Below are 16,678 nucleotides of genomic sequence, written 5' to 3'. Positions count from 1 at the left end.
TCCGTCACAGCGGACCGAAACCCCACTACGCCAGATATTTTTTGAAGAACTCCGTCGTCCGGCCCCAGGCGAGATCGGCCGCGGCCTTGTCGTATCGCGCCGAGGACGTATCGTTGTTGAAGGCGTGGTTGACGCCGTCATAAACGAAGATTTCGAAGGTTTTGCCGTTTTGCTCCAGTGCCTTTTTATAGGCGTCGATACCGGCATTGATGCGCTCGTCCAGACCGGCATACTGTAACAGCAGGGGCGCCTTGATAGCAGGCACATCGGCCGCCGGCGGCTGCTGGCCGTAATAGGCGACGCCGGCATTCAGGCCTGCCGATTTGGTGGCGAACCGGTTGACCAGCCCGCCGCCCCAGCAGAAACCGACCGCACCAACCTTGCCGTTCGCACCCTGCCTTGCGGCGAGCCACACCCGACCGGCTTCGGCATTGGCGACTGTTGCCTCCATATCGAGGCCACTGAACATCTCCCGTGCCTTATCTTCATCCGAAGGCGTGCCGCCCTGCGGCGACAGGAAATCAACCGCAAGCGCCCTGAACCCCGCAAGCGCCACGCGTCTTGCCACATCGCGGATATGGTCGTTCAGGCCCCGGTTTTCATGGATGACGATGACCGAGCCAATGGGCCCGGAAACCGATTTCGGCGTGACGAGATAGCCTTTCATCTCGCCCCCGGGGGCGGGATAGGTCACCTCTTCCGCAACGATACCCGCATCATCAGGCGCAACGATTGCCGCACGGGCGCTGTTGGCCGAAAGAAGCGGCGCGATTGCGGCAGCAGCTGCGCCGGACCCGGCAAGCAGGCTGAGCTTTTCCATGAATTTGCGGCGATCGAGGCTGAGATGGGTATATTCATCGTAAGCGTCGATCATGGCCTGTGTAATCTTCGGCTTGTCGTCCATCGCTCTCTTCTCCCTGAACGCGCAGATGCACAGGGAGGATAGCGCAGATCGCCGCCCGGTGAACAAGCGGCGGCACACTTTTGCGTGAGCGCCACCGCTGGTCATCTGTCTCAGGCGGCAAGGTCCACGACGATACGGCCGTCGATCTTGCCCTCTTCCATTCGACGGAAGATGTCGTTGATGTTTTCGAGTTTGTCCCAGGAGAAGTGGGCGGCTACCTTTCCTTCACCAGCGAAGGAAAGCGCCTCCTCCAGATCCTGCCTTGTGCCGACGATGGAGCCACGCACCGTGATGCGCTTCAGCACCGTTTCGAAAACCGGAATGGAGATGAAGCCCGGCGGCAGGCCAACAAGTGCCATCGTGCCCTTGGAGCGCAGGAAACCGTAGGCCTGCTCCATGGCTTTGGGCGAAACCGCCGTCACGAGCGCGCCGTGGACGCCGCCGGTCGCCTTCTGCACCTGTTCCACCGCATCCGGCGCCCGACCGTTGACGGTGAAATCCGCGCCCAGCTTTTTCGCAAGCTCCAGCTTGTCGTCATAAATATCGGCGGCAACGACATGCATGCCCATGGCCTTGGCATATTGCACGGCCATATGACCAAGCCCGCCAATGCCCGATATGACCACCCATTCGCCGGGCCTCACTTCGGTTTCCTTGAGACCCTTGTAGACGGTGACACCGGCGCAGAGCACGGGTGCAGCGGGGCCGAATTCCAGATTGTCGGGAAGTCGGCCAACGAATTTCGGATCGGCAAGCCCGTATTCCGCAAAGCTGCCATTGACGGAATAACCCGAGTTCTTCTGACTTGGGCAAAGAGTTTCCCAGCCGGTACGGCACGGAATGCAACATCCGCAGGCGGTATAAAGCCACGGCGTGCCGGCGCGGTCGCCTTCCTTGATGCCGGTCACGCCAGCGCCGATCTTGGCGACGTAGCCGACGCCTTCATGGCCGGGGATGAATGGTGGATTGGGTTTGACCGGCCAATCGCCCGTTGCGGCGTGCAGGTCCGTGTGGCAAATGCCGGTCGCCTTGTAATTGATGAGAATTTCACCCGGGCCGGGATCCGGTATCGCCACTTCCTCGATGGTCAGCGGTTTGCCAAATGCGCGGACAACCGCGGCCTTCATTGTTTTAGCCATGACATACTCCCTAATCTCTGCTCGCCTGAAATTGTCGACGGCGAGGCAGAGACTACCGGGGATGGGGCGTCACGGAATTGACCCATCGCAAATCGCAGCATTTTAGAGGCGCGATTGTCTCACTTATGAAGCAACCTTACGGTGCCATCTCACTCCAGCGCCAACCAGATGGCGAGCCAGCCCCAGAGGCAGACGAGAAGCGCGAAACCAATCGCGAACAATGGCGCACGATAACGCAGACGGTTGCTGGTGACGTGAACGAAGGAGTGCGCATAACGGGAAATCACGAACAGCCAGGCCAGAACGGCGGTAACGATATTGTCCGCGTCGGTAATATAAAGCAGCAGGCAGACGGGGTGGAAGAGAACCGGAAGCTCGAACTGGTTGGCAATGTTTCGGTTGACCAGATAGCTTTCGCGCCCTTCCTGTCCCGTATCGCGATATCTGAGCGCGGTATCACGGTCCGTCAGCGTGTATTTTTTGCGGCGGTAAAGCAGTAGGGCGTAAAGAACGAACACGAGAAATGCATGGGCTATCATCGGCCAGAACATTGCGGTCGTTGGTGACATGCTTTCTCCTCCAATCACAATAACGCTCCCCGATCCGGCGTGGATCGGGGAGCGCCAAATACTGAGACTATGTTGTTGCGGATTCGGTTCGAAAGATCAAACCGCGCCGGGGTAGTTCGGGCTTTCGCGGGTGATCGTCACGTCATGGGCGTGGCTTTCGCGCAAGCCCGCGCTGGAAATGCGCACGAAGGTGGCGCGCTCCTGGAATTCCTTGATCGTGCCGCCGCCGACATAACCCATGGCAGCCTTCAGGCCACCGGCCAGCTGGTGCAGGACGCCGGAGACCGGACCCTTATAGGGAACCTGACCTTCGATACCTTCCGGAACGAGCTTCAGCGTGTCACGCACTTCCGCCTGGAAATAACGGTCGGCGGAGCCGCGCGCCATGGCGCCAACGGAACCCATGCCGCGATAGGCCTTGAAGGAACGGCCCTGATAGAGGAACACTTCGCCCGGGCTTTCATCCGTGCCGGCCAAAAGCGAGCCGATCATGACGGCGGAGGCGCCGGCGGCAATAGCCTTCGCCAGATCGCCCGAGAACTTGATGCCGCCATCGGCGATGACAGGAATATCTGCAGCATTGGCCACTTCGACCGAGGCCATGATCGCAGCAAGCTGCGGAACGCCAACGCCGGCGACGATACGGGTGGTGCAGATGGAACCGGGGCCGATACCGACCTTGACGCCATCGGCGCCGGCATCGATCAGTGCCTTGGTGCCGTCAGCGGTCGCAACATTGCCGGCGATGATGCGAACGGAGTTCGACATCTTCTTGACCACCGAAACGGCATCGAGCACGCGCTGCGAATGGCCATGCGCGGTATCGACGACCAGAAGGTCAACACCGGCATCGATGAGGCGTTCTGCGCGCTCGATGGCATCGGCACCGACGCTGATTGCGGCAGCGGCGCGAAGACGGCCCTGCGCATCCTTGGTGGCGTTGGGGTTGAGCTGCGACTTCTCCATATCCTTGACGGTGATGAGGCCGACGCAATTGCCCTTTCCATCCACCACCAGCAGCTTTTCAATGCGGTGCTTGTGCAACAGACGGCGCGCTTCCTGCTGATCGACGCTGCTTTCCTTGACCGTGACAAGGTTTTCGCGGGTCATCAGTTCATAGATCTTCTGCTGCGGATCGGATGCGAAACGCACGTCGCGGTTTGTCAGAATGCCGACGAGACGGCCATTCTTGTGGCCGCCTGCACCGCCGTTTTCAACCACCGGAATGCCGGAAATGCCGTGCGCCTTCATCAAAGCCTGTGCTTCTGCCAGCGTGGCATCCGGGCCGATGGTGACCGGGTTGACGACCATGCCGCTCTCGAACTTCTTTACCTGCCGGACTTCTTCGGCCTGTTCGATGGGGGTAAGGTTGCGGTGGATGACGCCGATGCCGCCGGCCTGCGCCATGGCGATGGCAAGGCGGCCTTCCGTGACCGTGTCCATGGCGGAAGAGAGGATCGGCAGGTTGAGATCGATATCACGGGCAATGCGGGTGGCGATATTCGTCTGTCCCGGCATAACCTCGGAATGCCCGGGTTGCAGCAACACATCGTCAAATGTGAGAGCGTCCAAACCAGTGGGTGTTTGAATGATGCGTGCCATGACCAAATTCCTTCATAATGAAAATGCGTGGCCGTCCCGGAACGAAAAGTTCACCCCGGCGCCCTGCAAGGATTGCTTGGAAGTTGGCGAGGGCTGGTAACACGTTCATGACAGGAAGGAAATAGAAAAAACCCGGAATGACCTTCCGGGCTTATTCTGTTGCTGCATTGCAGCAGGCGTTAAAGAGCGTCCTGTGGATCCCTGTTCCGCACGACGCGCTTTAACTGCTTGTTTTTACGCATGTCGTTATCGCAAAACCGCTTAACGCTTTTGCGCGATATGCATCAGATGTCGAACTGGTAGGACTTCGGCACGAAACGGTACCCCGTATCCAGCTTTTCCGCGTAACCGACAGCCGGGAAAGGCATGTGATAGCCGAGGAACGGCAGCCGGTCCGTGGCGATCATGTCGTAGACCTTCTTGCGGGTTGCAGCGGCCGCCGCCTTGTCCATGTCGAACTTCACTTCCCAATCCGGCTTTTGCAGCGACAGGACGAAATGGTTGGCCGTGTCAGCCGTCAGGATCAGCTGCTTGCCTTCCGATTCGACACGGAAGATCATGTGGCCCGGCGAATGGCCAAACGCCGCAATGCCGGTGATGCCGGAAACCACGTCAGCGCCGTCGCCGATGAAGGTCGCCTTTTCCGCCAGCGGTTTGACGTTGGCGATGACGCCCTTCTGGCCGCCTTCGGCAGGCGTGCCAACCCGCTTCTCGTCCGTCCAGAAATCATATTCCGCCTGGCCGAAAACATAACGCGCCTTGGAGAAGGCCGGCGCGCCCTTTTCCATCAATCCGCCAATGTGGTCTCCGTGCATATGGGTCAGCACCACCACGGTCACGTCCTCAGGAGAGTAACCGGCAGCCGCCATGCCTTCGATAAGACGGCCATTACCAGCGCCACGGCCGGACTCGCCGAAACCCGTGTCGAACAGCACGAGGTCCGTGCCGGTATTTACGAGAACCGGCGAGAAGGAATTGACGAATTGCTCCTTCGGCAGAAAATTGTCTTCCAGCAGCTTGCCGACGGTTTCCGCCGATTGATCGGTGCCGAAGGTCTCGCCCGGATTGGGCGCGGCGCGCGCGCCATCCTTCACGACAAGCACTTCGAAATTACCAAGCTTGAAGCGATTGGTTTCAGGCGGCATGGCGTGTTTGATCTCCATGGAAGTTTGCGGCTGGTTCGTCTGCGCCGTTGCGGTGCGCGCCATCAAAAGCGGCGCGCCGAGAACGCTTGCTCCCGCCACACCGATAAGGCCGCGTCTGCTCATGCTCAAGGATTGAGTCATCATTTTTCTCCCGATTCTCGCCAATGTCACTTTGCCCAACGGACAATAGAGCGAGAAAGTTGCAAGAAAACCGGCCTCACGCAGGTTTGATCGGAACTTCAGAAATTGATAATTAACGTGTTGGCAAGTCGGCCCATCAGGCGTAGGAGGAACTGCGATACCATTGTCGCAGCGGAGAGCCGCAGGCAGCCTCATGAACCGCATCATTCCCCTGATCCTGGCAGTCGCTCTCTTCATGGAGCAGATGGACTCCACCGTCATCGCCACATCGCTTCCAGCCATTGCGGCCGATCTTCATGTGGGTCCGATCACGCTCAAGCTCGCACTGACGGCCTATATGGTGTCGCTGGCGATCTTCATTCCCATCAGCGGCTGGATGGCCGACAAATACGGCGCGAAGAAAATCTTCCGTTTCGCCATCGGCGTCTTCGTCGTCGGTTCGATCTGCTGCGCAGTCTCGTCATCGGTATTCGAATTCGTCGTTTCGCGCTTCCTGCAAGGCATGGGCGGGGCGATGATGACGCCCGTTGGCCGCCTCGTCCTCCTGCGGACGACGCAACGCAGCGAACTGGTTTCCGCCATGGCGCTTTTGACGATACCGGCGCTTGTCGGGCCTCTGACCGGCCCGCCGATCGGCGGTTTCATCACCACCTATTTTTCATGGCACTGGATTTTCCTCATCAACGTGCCCATCGGCGTCATCGGCATCTGGCTGTCGACGATCTTCCTGCCGGAAATCGAGACCACCAATCCGCCACCGATGGACGGCAAGGGTTTCGTGTTATCCGGTCTCGCAGCATCGGGCGTGGTTTTCGGCGTCTCGGTCGTCAGCCTTCCTGCACTGCCGCCCGCCATCGGCATCGCCTCGACGGTCATCGGTTTCATCTGCGGCTTTCTTTATGTGCGCCACGCGGCAAACCACCCTGCCCCCATTCTGGATTTCCGCATTTTCCGCAACCCGACATTCCGGGCGGCCACCGTTGGCGGCACCGCCTTCCGCATTTCCACGGGCGCCATTCCCTTCCTGATGCCGTTGATGTTGCAGATCGGTTTCGGGCTCAACCCGTTTCAGTCAGGCATGATCACCTTTGCCGGGGCAATCGGCGCGATCACCACGAAATTCATGGCCAAGCGGGTCTTTGCCGCAACGGGGTTCAGATCAACGCTGATCGGAGCCGGCATCGTCGGCGCCTTCACGACGCTCGCCAACAGCTTCTTCACGCCGGAAACGCCCTACCCGCTGATCATGATCTGCCTGGTCACGGCGGGCTTTGCCCGTTCCTTCTTCTTTACCGGATCCAACGCGCTCAGCTATTCCGATATAGACGACAGCCAGGCAAGTCAGGCAACTTCGATGGCATCCGTGCTGCAACAGATCAGCCTTGCGCTCGGCGTGGCTTTCGCAGCCGCCATCCTGGAAGTCAGCAGCATGTTATCTGGCTCGCATCTGCAGCTCGCCGATTTCCACGTTGCCTTCACCATCGTGGCGCTCGTTTCGCTGTTTGCAATCGTGCCGATCATCCGCATGGACGCGCAAGCGGGCGCGGCCGTTTCCGGCCACCGCGGCAAGGTCTCGCAACCGGCAGAGTGATTAGTCTTCGTCCGCCTCATCCACGTGCATAACGGACTGCGTTTCGGCTGTCCGGCCCTTGAAATGCTTGGCGAGCAGGAACATTTCGACCGATTCCGAGCGCGAGGACGCCGGCTTGATATGCAGGACCTGCTTGAAGTTCTTCTTCAGCATGTCGAGCAAGGCCTTTTCCGTGCCGCCCTGGAAGGTCTTGGCGAGGAAATGGCCGCCTTCCGCCAGCACCTGAACCGCGAAATCGGCCGCGACTTCGCACAGATGCATGGTGCGGATGTGGTCCGTCTTTTGGTGGCCCGTAGTTGGTGCCGCCATGTCGGACAGTACCAGATCCGGCGTGCCGCCAACGGCCTGCATCAACTGGTCCGGTGCGGTCGGATCGAGGAAGTCGAGCTGCAGGATCTTCACGCCGGGGATGGGATCGATTTCGAGAAAATCGATAGCGGCGACGCGGATATCATCCTCCGTGGAATCGGTAACCTTAGAAGCGATCTGCGACCAGCTTCCGGGTGCCGCACCAAGGTCGATGATGCGGGTGGCGCCCTTCAGGATCTGGTGCTTGTCGTTGATTTCCAGAAGCTTGAAGGCGGCGCGGGCGCGATAGCCTTCAAGCTTGGCGCGCTGCACATAGGGGTCGTTGATATGACGTTCCAGCCAGCGGCGCGATGAGGCCTTGAGCTTGGTCTTCTTGACCTTCTGACCGATCTTTCGGCCGGTGCGATTGGTGCTTGTGGGCGCCTTGCTCATGTCAAACCTTCCGTTCTGTCCTGCCGTGCCATCTGCATGCGCCTTATCCGGTTACGCCGCCATGCGCCGTCATCCGCCATCATATCCGTCAACAGGCCTTCGCGCAGCCCGCGATCGGCCACACGCATGCGCCGCGCCGGCCAGCGACGGCGAATGGCCTCGAGGATGGCGCAGCCGGCCAGAACCAGATCGGCCCTGTCAGGACCGATGCAGGCATTGGCGGCGCGGCCGGCAAAATCCCATGCCAGAAGCTTGTCCTGCATCGCCGTCACCTCGGTATCTGAAAGCCAGAGGCCATCCACCTTGCGGCGATCGTAGCGCGGCAGGTCGAGGTGAACGCCCGCAAGCGTCGTCACCGTACCCGAGGTTCCGATCAGGTGAAAATCCTCGTGATGCGCAAGCGGCGCCAGAGGCGGGCACTGGAAGGCATCCAGCAGCCCTTCGACTTCCCGCACCATGGCGGCAAACACATCCGGCGTCACATCGCGGCCGCCATGGCGTTCCGAGAGGGTAACAACGCCGACCGGCAACGATGTCCAGTGGGTGATGTGGTTGGCGAGCCGGTTGGAACGGTTTTCGCCGACCTTGATGACCGCGATTTCCGACGATCCGCCGCCTATATCGAAAAGTACCACCGAACGGGCTTCACGCCCGACCAGGGAGGCGCAACCCGAAACGGCGAGACGCGCTTCCGTCTCGCGGCTGATGATCTCAAGCTTGAGCCCGGTTTCCCGGGTAACCCGCTCCAGAAACTCCTCGCCATTGGTTGCTGCCCGGCAAGCTTCGGTGGCGATGAGGCGCATACGCCTGATCGGGCGTCCAGCAAGTTTCGAGGAGCAGACCTTGAGAGCCTCCACCGCGCGATCCATGGCATCGTCTGAAAGACGGCCGGTCGATACCAGCCCCTCGCCCAGCCTGACGATGCGCGAAAAGGCATCGACGACCCGGAACTGGCCGGGCCGTGTCGGCTGCGCGATCAGCAGTCGGCAATTATTGGTTCCGAGATCGAGCGCCGCATACATGTCCGTTGCGAATTCGGAGCCATGCTCTTGATGGCGGGCGCCGTGACGGGCGGACATTTCGGATTGTTGCCGGTGCGGTTCCTGAGCCGTCCCATTGGCGCGACCGTTCTGCTTGCCGACATGTCGGGGCGCATGGGAGGGAACCAGCGGGCGACCCTGCGGATCGCGGCTGCGCGGATCACGGTGAGCCCGCTTGCGGTTACGCGACTTGCGACCACCGGCAGGCGGCACGGAGGATGGATTGGTGGCATCCGTTGCGACGACAGCCTCTGGCTGTTCACTGGCAGCAGGCGGCGTCTGATGGGAGGTGCCTTTGCCACGGGAACGCCGACGCCGCTTTCTTTTGCGCGGTTCGGCATCCGGCTCGAGAGCCGATACATAGGGGGAACCGGCCGGAACATCCGCGGCAACATCATGCGACAGCACAGCAACGTCACGGGGTTTACCGTCACGCCTGTTTTTCTTGCCACGACGGGATCGCTTCGCTTTCCCTTTGTTTGCCACCGACGCCCCTTGTTCCGACGGCTTTGGGCCGTTTCCGGGGTCGATCACTGTCTTGTCCATTTCGCCGCGCACAAGCGTAGACGCTATGCTGCTGGCTTTCATAAGGTTTCGTTGGGCGGACAATACCAGCGCAAGAGATTTTAGCCAAATGGTTTTTGGAAGGGAGGAAACCGCACAGTCGACGCGCAGCAAAGACATGCGTTTGCGATAACCCAAATCGGGTTTGAAATCGCTGCAATGATTTTCAGGAATTTTAGGAAATTGGAGATGGTACGGTTGGGGGGTCTCGAACCTCCGACCTCAGGTGCCACAAACCTGCGCTCTAACCAACTGAGCTACAACCGCACATCAAACGCCGAACCGGCGCCACGGGGGGTGACATAAAAGGTGTTTTCGCTATTTGCAAGTCCTTCAGCGAATTTTGCGAAAAAAGGCTTGGAAAGGCAAGCCGTTTTCATGGCGCCAGAGCTGGCAACAGTCGATAGCCGGGTATACCGCTTGCAATCTGGAACGGGGCCAGAACGGGTCTCGCCGGGCCTGTTCATGTTAACTCTATTTGGCGATTCATTCAGGCGGCGGTGGACCGCGCCGCCCTGTGAAGTTATTTAAAATTCTGTTAACGTGGTGCCTCAGCGGGTTTACGTTTCAGCTTCATGAGGAAGCCGAAAGCCTCGCAAGGTCCGGTAGTGCCAGAATAGGTTTCGACATGCCCGCCGTCCAGTATCCCTTTATCGATATCGCAGTGCATGAACGGGTGCGCGAAGGTTTCGGGCGCGGCGAGGCGATGGCTTTGTTCTCGCTCGATCTTCAGAGCGCGCTCTGGGCCAATGGGCGCGGTGCAGCGCTGTTCGGCACGCCGATGGTCTATGATTTTCTGGAACAGGGGCCCAAACGGCAGGACGTGACCTTCCGGCAGCTGGCCGCGACGGCTGCGCGTCTTTCGAAGACGGGCGACAGCCTGCCGTTTACCATTCGTATCAATGCCGGCTTCCGCAGTCTTGCCGTTACCGCCAAGGCGGAAATCATCGAGGCCGAACCGGGCCAGCCTGCTATTCTGTTTTCCGCCCTCACCGATCAGGCCGCACCTGACACGGCGGAATGCGCAAGGCGCATGATTGAAGGCTTTGACGATCCCGATATCCATATCGCTGTCATCAATGGCGATAACGAGGTCGTTGCCGCTTCGGCCAAGTTTGCGTCGCTCGGCATCACGCCGCATACGGCAAGGACGCTGGTTAGGATGGCCGCAGGTCAGGCTGGCCACCTCGTCAAACGGCCCGTGCCGACCGGCAAGGGTTACATGCCCGCCGCCGCCGGCCAGATCACGACATCGCCAGAACTCAATCTGTTGTTCGTGGTCGAAACCGCGCTCGGGACGCTCGATCCCGTTAACGGCTTTGCCGAAGACAAGCCGCAGGAAACCCCGGCCGCCGCCCAACCGGTTTTGCCGGTCGCCGAGACCGCGCCTGTTGCCGCAACGGCTGCCTCGTTCGATTCCGTGCTCGACGCCGTCGCCGGGATAGAAGATGTGGAGGACGTGCCGGAACTGCCTTCCGACGTCGAAGACGAAGTGACGGTGGAACAGGATGAGGAAACCGTCCTGCCATTACTTGCAGCAGAAGAAGAAACGGATGCTCCGGCGGATGTCCCGCTGGAGGATGCCGATACGGCTGCGAATGCGGCGATGACGGACGATATTGCCGATCTCTTTGAACTGGATGCGGATGAGGCAGAGGTTCCGGCAGCTGGCCAGGCTTCCAGCGAAGACCATACCGAACAGGCCCCGGACGTGGAGCGCGCAGAGGCGGAAGATGAGGTCGCTGAAACAATAGCGGCGCAGACCGCTGCACCCGTTGAAGAGGATCTCCCGGCGGACGTGGAACCGACCGACGAACCCCAGCCTTTTGTCTTCAACGCCGGTGCGCGTGCATCCCGTTTCGTCTGGAAAATCGATGCCGAGGGCCGCTTCAGCTCGATCTCGCACGAATTTGCGGAGGCTGTGGGCGCGAAGGCGGCAGCTGTCGAAGGCATGAGTTTTGCCGATGTGGCGGCACTGTTCAATCTCGATCCGGAAGGCAAGATTCGCGAGCTTCTCGGCCGCCGTGATACCTGGTCTGGCAAGACGATCTATTGGCCGGTTGAAGGCACGTCTCTCATGGTGCCGATCGATCTCGCCGCCCTTCCCACCTATACGCGCTCGCGCGAATTTGACGGTTTCCGTGGTTTCGGCATCGTGCGGCTGGCCGATGCCGCAGAGGATCCGCACGCCACCGGCCTCACCTTCCTGCACGGCGAAGACGCCCTTCAAACCGAGGTTTTGCCGCAGCCGGCTGCCGAGGATGAAGACGAGGAATTGCTGGCTTTTCTCGATGAGCTCGATGCGGAAATCCCGGCCGCTGAAGATGCGCCAGCCGAGATTTCGGACGAAGAGCGGCCCCACGATTACAGCCCGCCGGAATTCGAAGTGCCGGCCTTGGCAATCGTACCGACCCCGGAACCAGAGCCGGAGCCAACCTCCGACAAGGTCGTCCATCTGGAAGAGCGCCGCTGGCGCTCCCGCGAGGGCCTGACCGCAGGCGAGCAGGCCGCCTTCCGCGAAATTGGCCGGACGCTGGCACCCGTAGATGCCGTTTCAGACGAAGGCCCGAAGGCGGAAGAAGACGCTCCTTCTACCGATCCGGCTGCACAGCATATCCAAGACGATATCGACGCGGTAACGCAGGTGGACCTGCCGCCCGTGCTGGAAGAAGACGTTAATGTCGCAGAACCGGCTGAGGAAGACGATCTCTTCGCGGACTATGTTCGCGGCGAACGCCCTGCGGCCACGAACAAGCCTGCCGATGAAATCCAGATCGAAGAAAAGACAGTCGCCTTCACCGAGGTGGTACCGGCGGCCGATATCGCCGCTGCGATGGTTAGCCCACCGCTGCGCCCCGCCGATGCGCTGAGCGCCGAAACGCTGGACCAGATGCCCGTGGCACTGCTGGTGCATGCCGGTGACAGGCTGATCCATGCCAATCCGGATTTCCTGCGGCTGACGGGCTACGGCTCTCTTGATGAATTGGACGAGGTCGGTGGACTGGAAGCCCTGCTGCAACGGCAGGAGCTTGAGGATATGCCTGATAACGAAGGCGGCATGGTCGTCGTCAGCGCCGAAAATGACATCATTCCGGTCAAGGCACGGCTGCAATCCATCCGCTGGGAAGACACCAAGGCACTGATGCTGTCGCTGGTTCCGCTGGAAGAAAAGCAGGCACCGGTTACGGCAGCCAACGAGAATACGTCAGCGGCCGAAACCGCGAATGCCGACGCAGGCAGCGTTTCCGTATTGCAGGGCGAAGTCGAAGAACTGCATTCCATTCTGGAAACGGCAACGGATGGCGTGGTGCTTTTGGGAGACGACGGCGAAATCCGTTCGCTCAATCGCTCCGCCAGTGCGCTATTCAACTACGACAATGGCGAAATCGCAGGAAAGCCCTTCGTCACCCTGTTTGCGCATGAGAGCCAGCGCGCGGTGCTGGACTATCTTTCCGGCCTTGCCAATAACGGTGTCGCCAGCGTGCTGAACGATGGCCGCGAGGTGATCGGCCGCGAGGCATCCGGCGGTTTTCTGCCGCTGTTCATGACGATCGGGCGGCTCAAATCCTCGCACGGCTATTGCGTGGTCATCCGTGACATCACCCAGTGGAAGCGCACGGAAGAAGAGTTACGCAACGCCAAGCGCGCGGCGGAAACCGCCAATGCGCACAAGACCGATTTTCTTGCGCGTGTCAGCCACGAAATCCGCACGCCTCTCAACGCCATCATCGGCTTTGCGGACATGATGGCGACCGAGCGTTTCGGGCCGATCGGTCATCCGCGTTATGTGGAATATTCCAATGATATCGGACGTTCGGGCCGGCATGTGCTCGATATCGTCAACGACCTCCTCGACATCTCCAAGATCGAAGCCGGGCAGATGGATGTCGATTTCATCGCGGTTCCGCTGAACGAGACGGTGGCCGAGGCGGTCTCGCTGGTGCAGCCGCAGGCCAACAATCAGCGTGTCATCATCCGCACGGCGCTTTCGCAATCCGTTCCACAGATCGTTGCCGACCTGCGCTCGATCAAGCAGATCGTGCTCAACATCCTGTCGAACGCCATCCGCTTCACGCCATCAGGCGGCCAGATCGTGGTTTCCACCGCCTATGAGGCCAATGGCAGCGTCGCGCTGCGTATCCGCGATACGGGCATCGGCATGACCCGGGCTGAGCTGGAACAGGCCATGAAGCCGTTCCGGCAGGTGGCGTCATCGGGCAAGCGCGTGCGCGGCGATGGCACCGGGCTCGGCCTTCCCTTGACCAAGGCGATGGTGGACGCCAACCGTGCGAACTTCTCCATCACCTCGACACCGAACGAGGGAACGCTGGTGGAAATTACCTTTCCGTCGCAGCGGGTTCTTGCCAACTGAGGCCATGCGGGCGTAGCAATGCGGGAACCGCCGGCTAAACGGACAGCCGGTTGAGGCTTTCGCAGGACAGCAGGCTGGCATTTCCATGACGGTTTCCATTCCGGCAACAAGACGCGTTTCATTGTTGCCCATCACGGCGGTCATCGTCGCAGCGATCGCCGCCATGCCTGTTCTGGCGGTCTTCTGGCTGGCGCTGACCGGCAGCACGGAAGGATGGCAACACCTTCTAGCCAACGTTCTGCCGCGCGCCGGGTTTCGAACCTTCCTGCTGCTGGCGATGACGGCCGCAACGACGGCATTGTTCGGCATTGTCTGCGCCTGGCTCGTCACCACATTCGAATTCCCTTTGCGGCGGGTATTGTCGGCGGCACTTGTCCTGCCGCTCGCCATTCCCTCGTATCTGGCAGCCTATGCTTTCGGCGAGTTCCTGGATTTCACCGGCCCGGTACAAAGCGCCCTTCGCGCCGCCTTCGGCTATCACAGCATCCGCGACTACTGGTTTCCGGACGTACGCTCGCTTGGCGGCGCCGTGGTGGTTCTGAGTTCGGTGCTTTACCCTTATGTCTATCTCTCGGCCCGCGCCGCCTTTTCCATGCAGGGACGGTTTGCGGCCGAAGCTGCGCGCACGCTTGGTGCGAAACCGCTTGGCGTATTCTTTTCCGTTCAATTGCCGATGGCGCGGCCGGCGATCGCCATCGGTCTTTCGCTGGTTCTGATGGAAACGCTGAACGATATTGGCGCTGTCGAATATCTCGGTGTCCAGACGCTGACTTTCACGATTTACGAGACCTGGCTCAATCGCGGCAATCTTGCCAATGCCACACAGATCGCCGCCGTCATTCTGCTCATCGTTGGCGCGTTGATCTTCATCGAACGCAACGCCCGCGAAAAACAGCGCTTTGCCGCTCCAAAAGCCACGACCATGGCGCAACGCCACCGGTTGAAAAGCCTTCGCGGCTGGCGGCGCTGGTCTGCAAGCCTCTTCTGCGTCGCTCCTGTGGCGAGTGGTTTCCTCATTCCCGTCATCGTTCTTGGCGGTTACGCCGCAAAAAGGCTGGATGCGCTGTTTGCGCCGAAGCTGCTGAAAGCGCTCGGTCACAGTCTCGAGGTCTCGCTTTCCGCCGCCTTCGTCACCCTGATTGCGGCTTTCGTATTTTCCTATGCCATCCGCACCGAGCGCTCGCGCACGTCAAAGGTGGCCGCGCGACTTGGCTCCATGGGATATGGCGTGCCGGGAACGGTGCTCGCCATCGGCGTGCTCATTCCCCTGGCCGGTCTCGACAATCACGTCGACGGGTTTGTCCGCTCCCACTTCGGATTTTCGAGCGGCCTGCTGCTGTCAGGCACTGCCTTTGCCATCATCTACGCCCATTCGGTGCGCTTCATGACCATGGCGGAGGGAACGCTTGATGCCGGGTTCCAGAAGCTCTCGCCGCATATCGACATGGCCTCGCGAACGCTTGGGCGCAACCGGTTGCAGACACTGTTCAAGGTGCTGTTGCCGAATATGCGGCCTGCGGCGCTGACAGCCTTTCTTTTGGTACTGATCGAATCCATGAAGGAGCTGCCGGCGACGATCCTGCTGCGGCCCTTCGGCTTCAACACGCTCGCCACGCTGGTCTATGAAGACGCGTCCCGCTCAAGGGTGCAGGACGCCGCCGTGCCGGCGATCATCATCATCATTGCCGGGCTTATCCCCGTGCTTCTCGTGTCGAAATCGATGGATCATCCGGAAAACCGCTGAAGGCAACCCGCATGGCGGCAAAAAGAAAGGCGGCCTCTCGGCCGCCTGTATTAGTTGTGCTTTTTTAACGAGAGAAAGGGGGACAACCTCGCCATATGGAAATTATCAATCCCGGCTATCTAAAGTTTGACAGCCCTGCGTTGGGATTTACTTTCCGCCAACTCCTATTAACAAGCGGTTAAAACCAAAATCGATCAATTACCGACGATAATTCCTATTTTGAGACCGTAAAAGTCAAAAACTAAATTACAGGTTTCTAATTTTATCGACGCCTCAACAGTAACGCGTAGAAATCGGAGAGGAATATTCGATCAGTTGCGCGCGGCTGCGTGTTCGTCCTTCATCCGCTGGAGTTCCGTGCGTTTGGAGGCGATGGAAGCGACAATCACGCCGATTGTGACAAGCCCGATAAGGATCGTGCAGATGGCGTTGATCTCAGGTGTGACACCGAGACGAACCTGCGAATAAATCTTGATCGGCAGCGTCGTCGCACCTGGACCAGTGGCGAAACTTGCGATCACGAGATCATCGAGCGACAGCGTAAACGCCAGCATCCAGCCGGCGATGACGGCCGGGAAGATCAGCGGCAGGGTAATTTTGAAGAAGGTCTTGACCGGCGGGCAACCGAGATCGAGCGCTGCTTCCTCGAGGCTGCGATCAAAGGTCAACAGACGCGACTGCACGACGATTGCCACATAACACATGGTGAAGGTGGTGTGGGCGATGACTACCGTCCAGAAGCCGCGATCCACCCCAACAGCCACGAACAGCAAAAGCAGCGACAGACCGGTAATGACCTCCGGCATGACGAGCGGCGCATAGATCATGCCCGAAAACAGCACGCGTCCCGGAAAGCGCGCAAAGCGCGTCAGAGACAGCGCCGCCAGCGTTCCGAGGATGGTGCCGATGGTGGCGCTCAAAATACCGACACGAAGCGTCACCCAGGCTGCATCCATCAGCCCCTGGTTCGACCACATGGACTTGTACCATTGCAGCGAAAATCCGCCCCAGACGGTGACCAGCTTAGAGGCATTGAAGGAATAAACGATCAGGATGATGATCGGGATATAGAGAAAGGCAAAACCGAGGGTCAGGACGGTGATGTCGAATTTTCCGCGTTTCATGG

General features: G+C 59.8%; 11 protein-coding genes and 1 tRNA gene. 3 read left to right on the top strand and 9 right to left on the bottom strand.

Annotated elements, in window-relative coordinates:
• Positions 1–25 precede the first annotated feature (25 nt).
• From G6L97_RS01355 to G6L97_RS01335, 5 genes are all read right to left on the bottom strand, one after another.
• A complete protein-coding gene (locus G6L97_RS01355) occupies positions 26–904 on the bottom strand; it encodes a dienelactone hydrolase family protein (protein ID WP_065703851.1) in 879 nt (292 codons plus the stop codon).
• Between the two features lie 110 nt (positions 905–1,014).
• Entirely contained in the window at positions 1,015–2,043 is a 1,029-nt protein-coding gene (gene adhP, locus G6L97_RS01350; protein WP_003515167.1) for an alcohol dehydrogenase AdhP, read from the bottom strand.
• 149 nt (positions 2,044–2,192) lie between these two features.
• Complete coding sequence (locus G6L97_RS01345; protein ID WP_162686728.1) at positions 2,193–2,594, bottom strand: MAPEG family protein; 402 nt, start codon at positions 2,592–2,594, stop codon at positions 2,193–2,195.
• A gap of 114 nt (positions 2,595–2,708) precedes the next feature.
• Positions 2,709–4,214 carry an IMP dehydrogenase gene (gene guaB / locus G6L97_RS01340; protein ID WP_003515165.1) on the bottom strand — a complete coding sequence of 502 codons (1,506 nt, stop codon included), beginning with the start codon at positions 4,212–4,214 and terminating at the stop codon, positions 2,709–2,711.
• 284 nt (positions 4,215–4,498) lie between these two features.
• Positions 4,499–5,500, bottom strand: coding sequence for an MBL fold metallo-hydrolase (locus G6L97_RS01335; RefSeq protein ID WP_162632877.1), 1,002 nt, complete (start codon positions 5,498–5,500; stop codon positions 4,499–4,501).
• Positions 5,501–5,693: 193 nt separating this feature from the next.
• Between G6L97_RS01335 and G6L97_RS01330 the strand changes: the two genes are divergently transcribed.
• Positions 5,694–7,091, top strand: coding sequence for an MDR family MFS transporter (locus G6L97_RS01330; RefSeq protein ID WP_003515163.1), 1,398 nt, complete (start codon positions 5,694–5,696; stop codon positions 7,089–7,091).
• Here G6L97_RS01330 and G6L97_RS01325 read toward each other — a convergent pair whose 3' ends face one another.
• From G6L97_RS01325 to G6L97_RS01315, 3 genes are all read right to left on the bottom strand, one after another.
• Positions 7,092–7,832, bottom strand: coding sequence for an RlmE family RNA methyltransferase (locus G6L97_RS01325; RefSeq protein ID WP_111782801.1), 741 nt, complete (start codon positions 7,830–7,832; stop codon positions 7,092–7,094).
• Positions 7,829–9,460: a Ppx/GppA phosphatase family protein gene (locus tag G6L97_RS01320; RefSeq protein WP_003515160.1), complete on the bottom strand. Its 1,632-nt coding sequence runs from the start codon at positions 9,458–9,460 to the stop codon at positions 7,829–7,831. Before G6L97_RS01320 ends, G6L97_RS01325 begins: the two co-directional genes overlap by 4 nt.
• 166 nt (positions 9,461–9,626) lie before the next feature.
• A tRNA-His gene (locus tag G6L97_RS01315) sits at positions 9,627–9,703 on the bottom strand.
• Between the two features lie 361 nt (positions 9,704–10,064).
• Here G6L97_RS01315 and G6L97_RS01310 point away from each other — a divergent pair.
• Together G6L97_RS01310 and G6L97_RS01305 are read left to right on the top strand one after the other, a co-directional pair.
• Positions 10,065–13,808 carry a PAS domain-containing sensor histidine kinase gene (locus G6L97_RS01310; RefSeq protein WP_111782802.1) on the top strand — a complete coding sequence of 1,248 codons (3,744 nt, stop codon included), beginning with the start codon at positions 10,065–10,067 and terminating at the stop codon, positions 13,806–13,808.
• 85 nt (positions 13,809–13,893) lie between these two features.
• Positions 13,894–15,552, top strand: a complete 1,659-nt coding sequence (locus tag G6L97_RS01305) for an ABC transporter permease (RefSeq protein WP_162686718.1) — start codon at positions 13,894–13,896, stop codon at positions 15,550–15,552.
• Between the two features lie 311 nt (positions 15,553–15,863).
• On the opposite strand, the gene G6L97_RS01300 is transcribed toward G6L97_RS01305, so the two are convergent.
• Positions 15,864–16,676, bottom strand: coding sequence for an ABC transporter permease (locus tag G6L97_RS01300; RefSeq protein ID WP_003515157.1), 813 nt, complete (start codon positions 16,674–16,676; stop codon positions 15,864–15,866).
• Positions 16,677–16,678 lie beyond the last annotated feature (2 nt).

This window comes from Agrobacterium tumefaciens (assembly GCF_013318015.2).
GTDB classification, from domain to species: Bacteria; Pseudomonadota; Alphaproteobacteria; order Rhizobiales; family Rhizobiaceae; genus Agrobacterium; species Agrobacterium tumefaciens.
This window is presented reverse-complemented; position numbering and strand designations above follow the sequence as displayed.

What these genes read in the sequence shown, in the direction of transcription:
- G6L97_RS01355 (WP_065703851.1), bottom strand. Translation starts at nt 904, where the DNA reads ATGGACGACAAGCCGAAGATTACACAGGCCATGATCGACGCTTACGAT.
- adhP (WP_003515167.1), bottom strand. Translation starts at nt 2,043, where the DNA reads ATGGCTAAAACAATGAAGGCCGCGGTTGTCCGCGCATTTGGCAAACCG.
- G6L97_RS01345 (WP_162686728.1), bottom strand. Translation starts at nt 2,594, where the DNA reads ATGTTCTGGCCGATGATAGCCCATGCATTTCTCGTGTTCGTTCTTTAC.
- guaB (WP_003515165.1), bottom strand. Translation starts at nt 4,214, where the DNA reads ATGGCACGCATCATTCAAACACCCACTGGTTTGGACGCTCTCACATTT.
- G6L97_RS01335 (WP_162632877.1), bottom strand. Translation starts at nt 5,500, where the DNA reads ATGACTCAATCCTTGAGCATGAGCAGACGCGGCCTTATCGGTGTGGCG.
- G6L97_RS01330 (WP_003515163.1), top strand. Translation starts at nt 5,694, where the DNA reads ATGAACCGCATCATTCCCCTGATCCTGGCAGTCGCTCTCTTCATGGAG.
- G6L97_RS01325 (WP_111782801.1), bottom strand. Translation starts at nt 7,832, where the DNA reads ATGAGCAAGGCGCCCACAAGCACCAATCGCACCGGCCGAAAGATCGGT.
- G6L97_RS01320 (WP_003515160.1), bottom strand. Translation starts at nt 9,460, where the DNA reads ATGAAAGCCAGCAGCATAGCGTCTACGCTTGTGCGCGGCGAAATGGAC.
- G6L97_RS01310 (WP_111782802.1), top strand. Translation starts at nt 10,065, where the DNA reads ATGCCCGCCGTCCAGTATCCCTTTATCGATATCGCAGTGCATGAACGG.
- G6L97_RS01305 (WP_162686718.1), top strand. Translation starts at nt 13,894, where the DNA reads ATGACGGTTTCCATTCCGGCAACAAGACGCGTTTCATTGTTGCCCATC.
- G6L97_RS01300 (WP_003515157.1), bottom strand. Translation starts at nt 16,676, where the DNA reads ATGAAACGCGGAAAATTCGACATCACCGTCCTGACCCTCGGTTTTGCC.